Annotated in this window: 15 protein-coding genes; 8 read left to right on the top strand and 7 right to left on the bottom strand. The window is 48.7% G+C overall.

Annotated elements, in window-relative coordinates:
• Positions 1–2: 2 nt before the first annotated feature.
• From prmA to uvrA, 4 genes are all read right to left on the bottom strand, one after another.
• Entirely contained in the window at positions 3–833 is an 831-nt protein-coding gene (prmA, locus tag Q1A54_RS18980) for a 50S ribosomal protein L11 methyltransferase (protein ID WP_196120713.1), read from the bottom strand.
• 9 nt (positions 834–842) lie between these two features.
• Positions 843–1214, bottom strand: a complete 372-nt coding sequence (locus tag Q1A54_RS18975; RefSeq protein WP_040574044.1) for a DUF6150 family protein — start codon at positions 1212–1214, stop codon at positions 843–845.
• A 92-nt stretch (positions 1215–1306) separates the two neighbouring features.
• The gene (tpiA, locus tag Q1A54_RS18970) at positions 1307–2068 is read right to left on the bottom strand and encodes a triose-phosphate isomerase (RefSeq protein WP_196120714.1); all 762 of its coding nucleotides are present in this window, start codon (positions 2066–2068) and stop codon (positions 1307–1309) included.
• 230 nt (positions 2069–2298) lie between these two features.
• Positions 2299–5106 carry an excinuclease ABC subunit UvrA gene (uvrA, locus tag Q1A54_RS18965; RefSeq protein ID WP_299991262.1) on the bottom strand — a complete coding sequence of 936 codons (2808 nt, stop codon included), beginning with the start codon at positions 5104–5106 and terminating at the stop codon, positions 2299–2301.
• Positions 5107–5453: 347 nt separating this feature from the next.
• On the opposite strand from uvrA, the gene Q1A54_RS18960 reads away from it, so the two are divergent.
• The 6 genes from Q1A54_RS18960 to nth all read left to right on the top strand — a co-directional run bounded on the left by Q1A54_RS18960 (position 5454) and on the right by nth (position 8758).
• A complete protein-coding gene (locus tag Q1A54_RS18960; protein WP_196120716.1) occupies positions 5454–5576 on the top strand; it encodes a 30S ribosomal protein THX in 123 nt (40 codons plus the stop codon).
• Between the two features lie 403 nt (positions 5577–5979).
• A complete protein-coding gene (locus Q1A54_RS18955; RefSeq protein WP_007655597.1) occupies positions 5980–6315 on the top strand; it encodes a hypothetical protein in 336 nt (111 codons plus the stop codon).
• A 158-nt stretch (positions 6316–6473) separates the two neighbouring features.
• Positions 6474–6863 carry a group III truncated hemoglobin gene (locus Q1A54_RS18950; RefSeq protein ID WP_299991258.1) on the top strand — a complete coding sequence of 130 codons (390 nt, stop codon included), beginning with the start codon at positions 6474–6476 and terminating at the stop codon, positions 6861–6863.
• 381 nt (positions 6864–7244) lie between these two features.
• Positions 7245–7847: a sigma-70 family RNA polymerase sigma factor gene (locus Q1A54_RS18945; RefSeq protein ID WP_007655595.1), complete on the top strand. Its 603-nt coding sequence runs from the start codon at positions 7245–7247 to the stop codon at positions 7845–7847.
• Positions 7822–8052 (top strand): hypothetical protein, encoded by a 231-nt coding sequence (locus Q1A54_RS18940; protein WP_196120718.1) that lies wholly within the window; start codon positions 7822–7824, stop codon positions 8050–8052. The genes Q1A54_RS18945 and Q1A54_RS18940 overlap by 26 nt, the downstream gene beginning before the upstream one ends.
• 19 nt (positions 8053–8071) lie before the next feature.
• Positions 8072–8758 carry an endonuclease III gene (gene nth / locus Q1A54_RS18935; RefSeq protein ID WP_299991254.1) on the top strand — a complete coding sequence of 229 codons (687 nt, stop codon included), beginning with the start codon at positions 8072–8074 and terminating at the stop codon, positions 8756–8758.
• Positions 8759–8822: 64 nt separating this feature from the next.
• Here the strand turns inward: nth and Q1A54_RS18930 are convergent, their stop codons facing one another.
• Positions 8823–9347, bottom strand: coding sequence for a DUF4890 domain-containing protein (locus Q1A54_RS18930; RefSeq protein WP_299991251.1), 525 nt, complete (start codon positions 9345–9347; stop codon positions 8823–8825).
• A gap of 306 nt (positions 9348–9653) precedes the next feature.
• Between Q1A54_RS18930 and Q1A54_RS18925 the strand changes: the two genes are divergently transcribed.
• Complete coding sequence (locus Q1A54_RS18925; RefSeq protein ID WP_299991248.1) at positions 9654–10187, top strand: hypothetical protein; 534 nt, start codon at positions 9654–9656, stop codon at positions 10185–10187.
• A 3-nt stretch (positions 10188–10190) separates the two neighbouring features.
• Here Q1A54_RS18925 and Q1A54_RS18920 read toward each other — a convergent pair whose 3' ends face one another.
• Positions 10191–11393 (bottom strand): glycosyltransferase family 4 protein, encoded by a 1203-nt coding sequence (locus Q1A54_RS18920; protein ID WP_299991246.1) that lies wholly within the window; start codon positions 11391–11393, stop codon positions 10191–10193.
• A gap of 29 nt (positions 11394–11422) precedes the next feature.
• Positions 11423–12418, bottom strand: a complete 996-nt coding sequence (gene gldB / locus Q1A54_RS18915; protein WP_299991243.1) for a gliding motility lipoprotein GldB — start codon at positions 12416–12418, stop codon at positions 11423–11425.
• 67 nt (positions 12419–12485) lie between these two features.
• Here gldB and Q1A54_RS18910 point away from each other — a divergent pair, with 67 nt between their 5' ends.
• Complete coding sequence (locus Q1A54_RS18910) at positions 12486–13163, top strand: porin family protein (protein WP_299991240.1); 678 nt, start codon at positions 12486–12488, stop codon at positions 13161–13163.
• The last annotated feature ends 19 nt before the right edge of the window (positions 13164–13182 follow it).

Below are 13182 nucleotides of genomic sequence, written 5' to 3'. Positions count from 1 at the left end.
GATTAGCTGTTCTTGAAAATAGCAGACACCCAGTTGTTCTTTGTCCGGTGGGATACATAAGTCAGGCCCAGCTCGGCTGCACGCTCCTGCAGCGCCGGCAGGTCTTCAGTATAAAAGCCGCTCAACAACAGCGTACCTGCTGGTTTCAACACCGCCACATAAGCCGGCATGTCATCAAGCAGCACGTTGCGGTTAATATTGGCCAAAATAATATCGTAAGGCTGGTCTCCTTCAATGGTCTCGGCACCTCCCAATCGCACGTCAATGTTTCCGTAACCGTTCAGTTCCGCATTTTCGCGGGCATTCTCTACTGTCCAGTCTTCTATTTCTACGGCAACGATTTCAGAAGCGCCTAACTCGCCCGCCATGATCGCCAGTATACCTGTACCACAACCCATGTCCAGCACACGCTTGCCTTGGTGGTCCAGTGTTAGCTGGTTCTCAATCATCAGGGTGGTTGTCTCGTGGTGGCCTGTACCGAACGACATTTTCGGATTGATCACGATGTCATACTTTGCCTCGGCTGGTTTCTCGTGAAACGAAGCTCTTACCGATGCCTGCCCGCCGATGAAAAGCGGCTCAAAATTGCGCTCCCATTCGGCGTTCCAGTTCTGGCGCTCGATTTTCTGCACTTGATACTCAACCGTGGTATAGCCAGCATAGCGGGCTATCATGTTGTCCAACTCGTGCTGGTCGAATTTATCTTCATCAATGTAAGCGTTGAACCCCTCCTCTGTTTCCACAAAGGCGTCAAAACCCAACTCGCCCATCTCGGCAGTGAAAATGTCGGCAAACTCAGGGTTTACTTTCAGGGCTACTTCTATAAAATCCATGTGCGATAATTAAGGGCGGCACGCTGCGTAAGAGCGCACGTTGGTAAAATGTACAGTAAAATCAGCGAAATTTCGGTTATCAGTCACGTAGAGCACGTGGTCGGCAAAGGCTTTTTTGTTGGTAATGTGCCAGATGCCAGTACCGTCGGCAAACAGTTTGTTGCTCTCGCGGTACACTACCATAGAGGCAAAGGCTTCTTCATCGCCCAGGTACACCGTGTAAGCGGCTGTGTTTTTATACTTCGGGTCACGCTCCAGGTATACAGAGCCATAGATGCGGCAAATGTCGTTACCAGCCACCCTTACAGACGGCTCAGCTGCCGGCTGTGGCGCTGTCAAATACGGGAGCAGCGAAAGCCAAAAGGATATTATTAGAATCATAACAGATAATTTAGCCAAATATAACTATATCTGCAATAAAAAAGGCTGCCAACTATATAGCGGGCAGCCTTTTTTCCTGTGTTATCTGATTATTAGAACGATTTGATGATATCGGTAAAGTCTCTAGACTTAAGTGATGCCCCCCCGATCAGGCCGCCGTCCACATCTGGCTGAGAAAACAGTTCTTTGGCATTGCCCGGGTTGCAGCTGCCCCCGTACAGGATGGAGCAGTTGAAAGCCGCCTCTGCATCGAACATGCGCGAAAGCTGCTCACGGATGTAAGCGTGCATTTCCTGCGCCTGCTGGCTGCTGGCAGTACGGCCGGTACCAATGGCCCAGATCGGTTCGTAAGCGATCACCACTTTATCAAACTCCTCGTTGCTCAGGTAAGAAAGGCTATCGTGCAGCTGCTTGCCCACATAGTCGAAGTGGCGGTCAGCATCGCGCTCCTCCAGTGGTTCACCGCAGCAGAAGATCGGGGTTATACCCTGTGCGATGGCTGCTTTCAGTTTTTTGTAAAGTGCCTGCGCGTCTTCGTGGTGGTACATGCGGCGCTCACTGTGACCAATGATCACATATTGCACCCCTACTGACTTCAGCATGGCAGCTGATACCTCTCCGGTATAGGCGCCGCTGTCGTGCTCACTCACGTTCTGAGCAGCCAGGTGCATCAGGTCGTTGCCCTGTGTTAGCTTACCCACGCTCTGCAGGAAAGGGAAAGGCGGCGCCACGATTACGGTCACATTGCCGTTCACTTCGTCCTTCACCATATTATCGATCTCCGATACCAGCGAAAGTGCCTCCTCGTAGGTCTTGTTCATTTTCCAGTTTCCTGCAACAATTTGTTTTCTCATGTTTTATGCTTTGTTGATGATAGTATAACTTAATGGAACAGTCTCCGCTGCTTTACGGCAAGTTAGGAAAATTTGCTATACCTATTGTCCGCATTTTCACGCAAGCCAGGTATAGCGTAGAAAGTAAAGAGTGAGGAGAGCACCCTTATACCTGTTTCTGAAAGCCATTAAACAAAAATGCCGAAGTAACGGATGTTACTTCGGCATTTGCTATACGCTGATGGTATACCTTACAGTCTCTCCTTCAGGAACCTGGCGGTATGGTTATCTTCCAGTTTGGCCATTTCCTCTGGCGTACCTTCAAAGAGCAGGTGACCGCCGTTGGTGCCCCCTTCCGGCCCTAGGTCAATAATCCAGTCAGCTGATTTAATGATGTCCATGTTGTGCTCAATGATGACAACCGTGTTGCCGTTCTCGATCAGCGCATTGATGGACTGCAGCAGCTTGTTGATGTCGTGGAAGTGCAGACCGGTGCTCGGCTCGTCAAAGATGAACAGAATATCCTCCTGGTGCGCTTGCACGCCTTTTGTCAGGAAGGACGCCAACTTCACGCGCTGCGCCTCACCACCCGACAAGGTGTTGCTCGACTGCCCCAGACGAATGTAGCCTAAACCCACATCGTTCAGCGGCCTCAGCTTCTCGATGATCTTCGACTGGTCGGCAAAGAAGTCGATGCTATCGGCGATGGTCATATCCAGTACTTCCGAGATGCTCTTCTCTTTATACTTCACATCGAGTACATCCTGCTTAAAGCGGTGGCCGTTGCAGCTCTCGCAGGTCAGGTAGATGTCGGCCATGAACTGCATCTCGATCTTTACCTGCCCCTCACCCTGGCATACCTCGCAGCGACCGCCCTCGATATTGAACGAGAAGTGCGACGGCTTAAATCCACGGGACTTAGCCAACGGCTGGTCGGCGTAAAGAGAACGGATGGCATCGTAAGCCTTCACATAAGTTACCGGGTTGGAGCGCGACGATTTGCCGATCGGATTCTGATCCACGAACTCCACGTGCTTGATCTTGTTATAGTCGCCTGCCAGTTTATCAAACTTGCCGGTGGCCTCGGCTGTGTTGCCGTGCAACTTCATCATGGCCGGAGCCAGTATCTTTTTGATCAGGGTCGACTTACCGGAACCACTCACACCTGTCACCACGGTCATTACGCCTAACGGCACTTTCACGCTTAGGTTTTTAAGGTTGTTCTCACGCGCACCTTGTATCTCAATGGCATTGCGCCATTTGCGGCGCTTGGCCGGCACTGATACTTCCATCTCCCCACTCAGGTACTTAGCGGTATAAGTATCGGCGGTGCGGGTCATCTCCTCCAGCGTACCCTGGAACATCAGGTTGCCGCCACCGGAGCCAGCCTCAGGTCCAATGTCAATTAACTGGTCAGCGGCACGCATCATTTCCTCCTCGTGCTCCACCACAATCACAGTATTGCCCAGCTTTTGCAAAGTACGCAACACACCAATCAGCTGCTCAGAGTCTTTAGGGTGCAAACCGATGCTCGGCTCATCCAGAATGTACATGGACCCTACCAACGCACTGCCCAGCGAAGTAGCCAGGTTGATGCGCTGGCTTTCACCGCCTGAAAGTGTATTAGAAAGTCGGTTGAGCGTGAGATAGCCCAAACCAACTCGCACCAGATAGCCCAGTCGGTTGGACACTTCAGTTACGAGCCGCTCAGCCACATTGCGTTCGTGCTCGGTCAGTTGCATGTTCTCAAAAAACGGCAGCGCCTGTGTGATCGGCATCAGCACCAGATCAGTGATGCTTTTATCATTGATCTTTACATAACTGGCGTCCTTGCGCAGGCGGGAACCTTTGCAGTCAGGGCAGGTGGTGCGGCCACGGTAGCGAGACAGCATCACGCGGTACTGTATTTTGTGCGTCTGCGCTTGCAGGTGCTTAAAGAAGTCGTTGAGTCCTTCGAAATATTTGTTACCGGTCCAGAGTAACTCCTGCTCTTTTTCAGACAGTTCGTTGAAAGGACGGTGAATCGGGAAATCGAAACGGATGCCATTCTTCACGAGCGGCTGCAGCCATTCGTTCATCTTTTCAGAACGCCAGGGGGCAATCGCTCCTTCATAAACCGTAAGGCTCTTGTCAGGAATCACCAGGTCCGGGTCTATACCTAGCACACTACCAAAACCTTCGCAGGTCTGGCAGGCACCATAAGGGTTATTGAAACTGAAGAAATTGACAGATGGCTCCTCGAACACGATGCCGTCCAGCTCAAAGCGGTCAGAGAATACTCGCTCTTCGCCATCGCCAAACTTCACACGGCATTCCCCGTGGCCTTCAAAAAAGGCTGTCTGCACCGAGTCAGCTATGCGGAACTGCAGGTCTTCATCTGATTTATAGATCACTGCCCGGTCTACCAGGATGTACACCTCATTGCCTAGCTTCGGTTTTTTCTCTTCGAGTAGTTCTTCGATAAAGTATACCTGCCCGTCGGCGTAGATGCGCGAATAGCCCTTCTGCAGCAGTAGGTCCAGCTCTTTGGCCAACGTGCGCTCCTTATGCAACTGAAGCGGCGCCAGGATCATGACACGGGCTTCGTCCTCCAGCGAAAAGATAAAGTCTACCACATCTGCTACGCTGTCTTTCTGCACCACCTCTCCCGACACAGGTGAGTAGGTTTTGCCGATACGGGCATAAAGCAGCTTCAGGTAATCGTAGATTTCGGTACTGGTGCCCACTGTAGAACGGTTGTTCTTGATGCTCACCTTCTGCTCAATGGCAATGGCCGGGCTAATGCCTTTGATGTAGTCCACATCAGGCTTATCCATACGCCCCAGGAACTGGCGGGCGTAGGAACTCAGGCTTTCCACATACATGCGCTGCCCCTCGGCATACAAGGTGTCAAAAGCCAGCGATGACTTACCGGAGCCGGAAAGGCCGGTCACGACGATGAATTTGTTGCGCGGCAAAGCCACACTGAGATCTTTAAGATTATGCACGCGGGCGCCTTTGATAATGATGTGCTGGCGCGGATCGAGCGTATCGAGGTTATTTTCGGATGTGTTTGCCATAGAGTATAGCGCAGGCAAGATAAAGCCCACGCATGACGAACTGAGTTTTATACGATGTAAAGATACAAATACCCTGTCGCATTCAGAAGGCTTTTTAGCCTTTGGCCCTATACCTGGCATTTCGCCATAGCATGCAACATGGCATCCTTTTGAAACACCTGCAGCTGTAAAAAGGTTTAGCTTTCTATGACTATTTACAGGTATAGCATCATCCTGATTTCAACACACGCCGCACAGGCTTCACCTGCAGTTCCTGAAGGCGATTCCATTCTAAAAAAAGCCTGAACTGCAGCTCTCCGCTTTCGTATGTATGGGTTGCTAACTACAACCATTAAAACCAATACAACATGGGAAAAGGAGATAAAAAATCGAAGAAAGGTAAAATTGTGAAGGGCACTTATGGCAACAGCCGCCCAAGACAGGCAACCAAAAGGAAAGCCGCCGAGAAGAAAGAGGCCGCTGCCAGCTAAGGCTTAGGCTGTTTAAAATTTAAAGCATGGCTATACCTTGTTCGCTGCAAAGGCAACAGGTATAGCCATGCTTTTTATGCTTCCTGCCCCCTAGCTTGCATGCCTTTTCAGAGTGATGATCCTAAATAATTAAATATTTTATTTTTTAGGCTTTTTACTGTAACACTCACCCCAGTATAGAAGTATAATTTTTTAGGGAGCGGCAACCCCCTCAGCCAGCAGCCGACTCCTGCATGCCAGCCATCGCCAACCTATGCCTACGCATGCTTCCGGTGCTGATAGCGCCATATTATTCTTTTATTAACAATCCTTTTGTGGGTTAACGCAGCCAATTCAGGACCGAATCCTGAGCAGAGGAACTGCCGACTCTATTGATAAGTAAAAATTTAAAAATATTAACACCATGGAACAACTGGACATCCGCAATTTATTGGAGAACATCGAGAAGAAGGTGTACCAGCAGGAAATTACTTCAAGCACTGACGTAACTAAACTGATTAACACCGAGATCGCAAAAGCAATTAACCTGAACAGCAAAGTAGCTGACGGGGAAGGCCTTCAGTTTCAAAATATCTCCTGCACGACAATTGAGTGCTATCTGGAGCACCTGAAAGCTGTAGAGGCTAAATTGAAACGCCCTGCCGATATCACTGCACAGTGCAAACCTGTGGAGGAGCGCGACATTAACCGCCGCCTGCTCCTGATCCTGAACCGCCTGAAACGTTATAACCGCGAATAGGCTGCATCAATTGCATTTACAAACTTATCCTTCGTACAGATTTCAACTCTTGCGAAGGATTTTTTATGCCCCTTGTATTCATATAGTGACGAATGTCATTTTTATCGCGCTCCTGTGCTGGTATTTTTGTAGCCCTATAAGGTTTCGATTTGCAGCAAATGAAGGAAGATATAAGAGATGAACAGGATATAAAACTGCTGGTTGACTCGTTTTACGCCAAAGTAAACGAGGACGACCTGTTGGGACCTGTATTCAATGGCTTTGCGAAAGTAAACTGGGAGCACCATCTCCCCATAATGTACAGCTTCTGGAGTTCGGTGCTGTTCGGCACTATGGCCTACAAGGGGCAGCCTTTCCCCAAGCACATGCGCCTGCCAGTAGACAGACAGCATTTTGCTCGCTGGGTAGTGCTGTTTACTGAAACTGCAGATGAACTGTTTGAAGGAGATAAAACAAAGGAATTGAAGCAAAAAGCCACCAGCATTGCGCAGGTGTTTCAGATGAAAATGGGTCTGATCGGCATTATAGGCAAGGAAGTAACTCTATAAGGTAGTCCCATAAAAATCAAAGTGGCAGCTTTACCGATATAACCGGTAAAGCTGCCACTTTGATTTTAGCCGCACCTGATCAGCTCAGCATATACCTCTTAATTATCTCCTTATCAATATTATATATAGCTGCACTATATGTTGAAAAATAAATTTAACTGAAAGCATATACGTTTATATTATCTTGCCGTATATTAGGGAACAGTAATTCTTAACTGGCACATAGCTTCTTTAATATTTTTTATTAAGGGCACCCGGCTATAGTTGCACAGTCAAAATGCATTCCCTATATTTGATTTACACTTCAAAAAAATATTTGTTCTAACAGCCTAACGCAACAATATGGTATAAAGCTCTACGTTAAACTAATGTAGCTTTACGATGAATACAACTACCCAGCTGAGCGACTCTGCTTTAGTCTCGCTCTACATCGCAGGTAACGAAAATGCGTTTGAACAGCTAGTAAACAGACACAAGAACAAAGTATTCACTACGATCTTACTGATTGTTAAAGACACGTATACCGCTGAGGACCTCATGCAGGACGCTTTTATCAAGGCTATCCATACCATGAAGGGCGGCAGGTATAACGAAGAAGGCAAGTTCTCGTCTTGGATATGCCGCATTGCCCACAACCTGGCAATCGACTTTTTCCGTAAAGAGAAACGAAGCCCGATGATCACGCTGGAGGACGGTAGTAATGTGTTCAATGCCTTGTCTTTTGCTGAAGACTCCGCTGAGTCACAGCAGATCAAGGAGGACACCCATGCCAGACTGCGCGAGCTGATCCAAACGCTGCCACAGGCGCAGCGGGAAGTACTCATGATGCGTCATTATGCCGATATGAGTTTCCAGGAGATAGCCGAAGCAACCGGTGTGAGCATCAACACAGCTTTAGGTCGTATGCGCTACGCATTGATCAACCTAAGAAAAAAGATGCTAAACAGCACGATTGCTTATGATAAAAACCTCTACTCAGAATGAGCTGATCCAGTACGTATACAATGAGTTGGCAGACCCTGCGCTCGAGCAACTGGAAACAGCATTGATGCACGACAACGAGCTGGCAGATAGCTGCTCTGATCTCATGCTACTCCAGCGACTGCTTGACGGCGCGGCCAAAAGCCCAAGCCAGCGGTCTATCGACAACATTTTAAATTACTCAAAAAGCTTAAGTTTGCAGTCTTAACCGACTGCAAACTTTTTTTATGCGCAAACAAGAACGCTACAAGCTGCTGATCGAGCACTTTACGCAGAACTTTCCGGACCCGGAAACTGAACTGGCTTACTCCAATCCCTATGAGCTGATACTAGCCGTTGTACTCAGCGCCCAGTGTACAGATAAGCGTGTAAATATGGTAACGCCTGCCCTGTTCGAGGCATTCCCTACACCCGAGCACCTGGCCGCCGCGACTCCGGAAGAGATTTTCCCAATTATCAAAAGCATTTCCTACCCGAACAATAAAGCCAAGCACCTGGCTGGTTTAGGCAGGATGCTGGTGGAGCAGTTCAACTCAGAGGTGCCAAGCACGGTGGAGGAACTGGTGAAGTTGCCTGGCGTGGGTCGCAAAACCGCCAATGTGATCGTCTCGGTGATCTGGAACCAACCAGCTATGGCCGTGGATACGCATGTGTTTCGGGTGAGCAAGCGCCTCGGTCTGGTATCAAAAACAGCCAAAACTCCCCTTGAGGTGGAAAAGGAGTTAGTAGCCAACCTGCCACAGGAACTCATTGCGAAAGCACATCACTGGCTCATACTACATGGGCGTTACATCTGCATCGCCCGTAGGCCCAAGTGTGAGGAATGCCCGCTCACGCATTTCTGCGCCTTCTTCCAGAAGCACTATCCCAACATACCTGACGATCCTGAAAACAAAGTTGGAGGTATAGCCTAATAAAAAAGCGCGGGCAGACACTATATGGTCCACCCGCGCTTTAACTATGGGATCTTATAAGGGATTACTTTCCCTGCTGTTGCTTCTTGTATTCGCCTCTTTTTTTGTGCTCGCCAGATTTCTTATGCTCACCTGATTTCTGGCCTTTTCTGCCATCAGCACGCTTCTGCTTCATCTGCTCACGATCGGCTTCGTGCTTCGCATACTGCTCTGCAGTCAGGATGCTTTTCAGTTCAGCCTGCCACTGATCGTGGTTTGCTTTTCTGGCTTCCTGCATCTGAGCTCTCTGCTCTGGTGACTTTTCTCCGGTTGCTTTATGGCTCTCGCGCATAGCTTTCATTTCCTGCGCCTGACGCATGTTTAGTGCCTGTAACTGGCTTTTCTGAGCTGCGTTCAACTCTAGCCTCTGAGCCATTCTATCAGTTTTCATCTGGGCCATCTCTTCAGGGCTTTTCTGGGCTCTGTCCTTCATGGCTGCACGCATTTCACTGCGTGGCTTTTGGTCTTGCGGTTTGGTTGAGGTCTGAGCAAAAGCGCTACCACCTGCAACTAACATACCTAGCGAAAGGGCTGCTATTATCTTCTTCATCTTTATTTCTCCTTCAATATTTTATAGTAAGTTCGATTAGTAGCAAAGCCCAGGCCTGAAAATATGCTCTGCTATACCTGCATATTCAAAGGCCATGCCAAAAACCCGCACTCTCCTCATGCCTCGCCACAAGTAGCTGTGTTGCAAAGCAATAAACAAAATCAAAAGCCCACAGACTTTAATACCCAGGCAACACCTGAGCAGTTTTTATACCTGTCTTTGAGTTATTGAATCAGAAAAATAATTGCACCAAAATAAATGCAACTTCCTATATTTAGCTATTCATCATTATACTTTTATAAGCTTATGCAAACTTTTACTCCCGCTAAACTATTAGCCTTCTTCCTGCTCCTCCTGGGCAGTTACTCTGCCGTGCATGCTCAAACGCAGTTTGCTGAGCGCAAAGGAGGTCACTCCTATTCAATGGAAATACCCAGCTACATGGTCAAAACTTATGAACTGAACGATGTTGCCAGTCTGCAGTATTTCAATAAGAATAAAGAGGCTTATACCATCGTGATAGAGGACTCGAAAGAAGAGCTTGAACTGAAGGGCATGAGGTTCGAGAATGCAGCAGACTTTCTGGACAGCTTTGCCGCCGACTACAAAAAGGAGGAAAAGAGACGCAAACTGAGCAAGGCCAAGGTTTTCGAATCAAATGGAAACCATGTTGCGCAAAGCGAACTGAAGTGGACTGATGAAGATGGCGACTTCTTTATGCTCATCACAGCTGTAGAAACAAAAACACACTTCTACAAAGTCATTTGCTGGACGCTGGCCGCAAACGCACCACAGCTTAAAGAAGACTTCAGACACCTGTCGGCGAGTATCAAAGACTAAAGCCTATACCTTACCTGCCACCTGCAACAAAATCTGCTCTACCTGGGCAGCAAGTTGCTGGCGGTCGAACAGCTGCCGGGCGATGGACTGCCCATTGGCCCCGGCCTGTCGCCGCATTTCACGATCAGACATGATCTCTTTTATCTTCTTAGCCAACAGTTCAGGCTGACTCGCAGGACTGTACCAGCCACAGTTATATTGCTCCACGAATGTCTTTGTCCAACCGGGATTAGTCACCAGCACCGGAACACCGCAGGCCAGGCTATCATAAAGCTTGGCCGGAGAATTAGAAGCGAGCACAGGCAAATCGTTGAAGGTAATGAGCGCCAGATCTGCCAGTTTGAATAGGGTGAACACATCAGGGCGCGGTTGTGGCGGCATAAGCACCAGGTTAGGCAGGCGCAGCGACAGCTTCCGCAGTTCGTCGTTATAGTAGCCTCCTCCTGCCAGCACAAACACAATGTCCTGCTGGTTAGACATTGTCTCAGCTGCCTGCATAATAGTAGGTATATCATTCGCACGGCCAAAGGTGCCTGCATAGAGCACTACTTGCTTGCCCTGCAGCTGATATTGCTTTCGCAGTGCTGCTACTCGCTCAGGAGTCGCAGCATCGGCCATTTCCAAGTCAGTGCCATTCAGGATAGTGCTTACCTTATCCCGCGCTATACCTTGCCTCACCACATAATCTTCCATATCCGGAGAAAGCGTGATGATGTGGCTGGCATTCTGGTAAAGATTCTTCTCAAGCCTGAACAGGCGTCTTTTTAGCCACTCCTTCTTTACTGCTCCCATTTCAATCGGGAAGCTAGGCCACAGGTCCTGCACCTCAAACACCCACGGAATGCCACGCATCTTTGCGACACGGGCTGCCATCCAAGGCGTAGAAAGTGGCGTTGATACCCCCCAAACTACATCAGGCTTAGGTATAGAAAGCCCTTTGGCCAGGCTGTAGGCTGCAAAGCCGCCATAGGAAACCAAGCGTCTGCGCACACCCATTTTGTTGCTGTAGGGCACCTCCTGTTCGTACAGTTCCACTCCCTCCGGCACCCACTTATACCTGTCTGTGATGCGAAGCTGCTTCCAGGCGCTGCTCGTTACCAGACTCACCTTATGCCGCTTGGCCAGGTACTCCAGAAAGGTGTAGTGCCTGCAGGTAGAGGGGCAGTCCGGATTGTGGTGATGCTGATTGAAAATAGCTATGTGCATGCGCGCAGGTATAGAGGCGAGGTATAGAACTATCGCTTCTCAGGCTTGTATTTCGATTCGTTGAATATTTTCTGGTGATCGTCGTCGGCCATTAGTTCCTGCAAGGTGACCTTCGGATTGCGCTCCATATACCTGCGTACAATCTGCCAGCCTACCCAGGTACCGAGGCGGCCAGGAGAGGTTGGGTCGATTTCGGGCGTATTAGGTCGCTCGCCGATATACTTGTTCACTACGAATGGGCTTTTCTCATAGAGCAGTTTCTTTTCAACGAAGTGCGCCCAGATACGGCCCTCGTTGTGATGCACATCGGCCAGTTGCTGCCCACTATACCCTATGATAGTAGAGTCCGGCGTGCAAGGCATAATGGATTTCACAAAATAATAAGCTTTGCCTGTATTCACCATTTCGGCGAGCAGACTACGCTCCAGAAAACTGGTTTTGTTGAATCGGTTAGACAGCAGCAGCATGGCGGCTGGTACCATGTTCGGGCGCTCGTAGCGTTTCAGGATGTAATCATAGGTATCGGGTCGGTAACTGGCGTCTTTGCCGATAAAAAAGTCAATGCCGAAAACCAGCAGACTGTCTGATACCATCAAATCCTGGTTGAGGCCAGAGACAAATGTCTTTACCTGCGGCTCCTTAAACTCAGGATAATAATGTTTGATATGCTTGAAAGCGGTTTCGAGCTGCTGCTTTTCTGTGGACATGTCGCCAAAAGCCTGGTCTGCCTCCTGAGCCAGCTTCTGAAGCTCAGGATTAGTCGCCAGCCCATGCATCGCATTGATCACGGCTGAATCCGAAGGGTAGTTCCGGCGCTGGATGAAACGCTCCGCAAAGATGGGATTGCTATCAAGGAAAGTAGCGATGTCCTGCTTTGAGCTTGCCGCAAAAAAGGGCTTCTCCAGTCGCTCGATCTCCACCGTTACAGGTATACGTTCTATTTCTTCAGGTATGTCGCAGCCCTCCTTCTTCTTGCAGCTAAAAAGCAATAGGATGGTTGCGAGTAATAATAATCTGTGATACATTGCCGAATATTTAATACAAAAATACAGGGTTATCCCGTATTAGAATAAATTAACGCGACAAATTAACATGCAATTCAAAAAACTCGCATTCCTGCTGCTCTTTTTGGGCTTTACATCCACTGCTATGGCCCAAATGGAAATCGGCATTCAGTTCTCCCCTACCATTTCAGGCAATCGCTTTATAGCTGAAGACAGACACGGTTTTGAAAAAAGCAGCAATACACTGCGTGTTGGTGTAGGTGTGGTTGGTGATTATTTTTTCTCCAACAACTATGCCTTCAGCTCAGGTTTGATGTTCCGCAGCAAAGGCTCTAAAATCAAGTATGATTTTACTTCACAAGATCCGAACGGCCAGCCAACGACAGTGCCAGTAGAGGATGACCTGACAGTGCAGTATCTGGAAATACCGCTCACGCTTAAGCTATTCACGAATGAGGTAGCTCCTGATGTGATCCTGTACTTCCAGGTAGGTGGTGCTCTTGGCACCAAGGTGTCAGCCCAGGTAAACAACCAAAAAGTGATCAATGGTGAAAAGACAGCGAAGCGCTTCAATATCTTTGAAACCAGCGCTTTGTTAGGCACTGGTGCCGAAATGCAGCTCGGCCAGAGCACTAAACTATTTGGCGGTGTTACTTACCTGCGTGGTCTGAGTAATATTGACGATTTCTATAGTGACCGACTAGGTGACAAAAATATTGCAATCAAGAACAATGGGGTGTCCCTTGATGTGGGCATCAAGTTCTAAGTATAGACTTGTTACAAAT

Source organism: uncultured Pontibacter sp., assembly GCF_947502515.1.
Lineage (GTDB): Bacteria > Bacteroidota > Bacteroidia > Cytophagales > Hymenobacteraceae > Pontibacter.
This window is presented reverse-complemented; position numbering and strand designations above follow the sequence as displayed.

Coding starts and splice junctions, on each gene's coding strand:
- Q1A54_RS18955 (WP_007655597.1), top strand. CDS start 5,980: ATGGAACAACTGGACATCCGCAATTTATTGGAGAACATCGAGAAGAAG.
- prmA (WP_196120713.1), bottom strand. CDS start 833: ATGGATTTTATAGAAGTAGCCCTGAAAGTAAACCCTGAGTTTGCCGAC.
- Q1A54_RS18950 (WP_299991258.1), top strand. CDS start 6,474: ATGAAGGAAGATATAAGAGATGAACAGGATATAAAACTGCTGGTTGAC.
- Q1A54_RS18930 (WP_299991251.1), bottom strand. CDS start 9,347: ATGAAGAAGATAATAGCAGCCCTTTCGCTAGGTATGTTAGTTGCAGGT.
- Q1A54_RS18940 (WP_196120718.1), top strand. CDS start 7,822: ATGATAAAAACCTCTACTCAGAATGAGCTGATCCAGTACGTATACAAT.
- Q1A54_RS18960 (WP_196120716.1), top strand. CDS start 5,454: ATGGGAAAAGGAGATAAAAAATCGAAGAAAGGTAAAATTGTGAAGGGC.
- uvrA (WP_299991262.1), bottom strand. CDS start 5,106: ATGGCAAACACATCCGAAAATAACCTCGATACGCTCGATCCGCGCCAG.
- Q1A54_RS18945 (WP_007655595.1), top strand. CDS start 7,245: ATGAATACAACTACCCAGCTGAGCGACTCTGCTTTAGTCTCGCTCTAC.
- Q1A54_RS18975 (WP_040574044.1), bottom strand. CDS start 1,214: ATGATTCTAATAATATCCTTTTGGCTTTCGCTGCTCCCGTATTTGACA.
- gldB (WP_299991243.1), bottom strand. CDS start 12,418: ATGTATCACAGATTATTATTACTCGCAACCATCCTATTGCTTTTTAGC.
- Q1A54_RS18920 (WP_299991246.1), bottom strand. CDS start 11,393: ATGCACATAGCTATTTTCAATCAGCATCACCACAATCCGGACTGCCCC.
- tpiA (WP_196120714.1), bottom strand. CDS start 2,068: ATGAGAAAACAAATTGTTGCAGGAAACTGGAAAATGAACAAGACCTAC.
- Q1A54_RS18925 (WP_299991248.1), top strand. CDS start 9,654: ATGCAAACTTTTACTCCCGCTAAACTATTAGCCTTCTTCCTGCTCCTC.
- nth (WP_299991254.1), top strand. CDS start 8,072: ATGCGCAAACAAGAACGCTACAAGCTGCTGATCGAGCACTTTACGCAG.
- Q1A54_RS18910 (WP_299991240.1), top strand. CDS start 12,486: ATGCAATTCAAAAAACTCGCATTCCTGCTGCTCTTTTTGGGCTTTACA.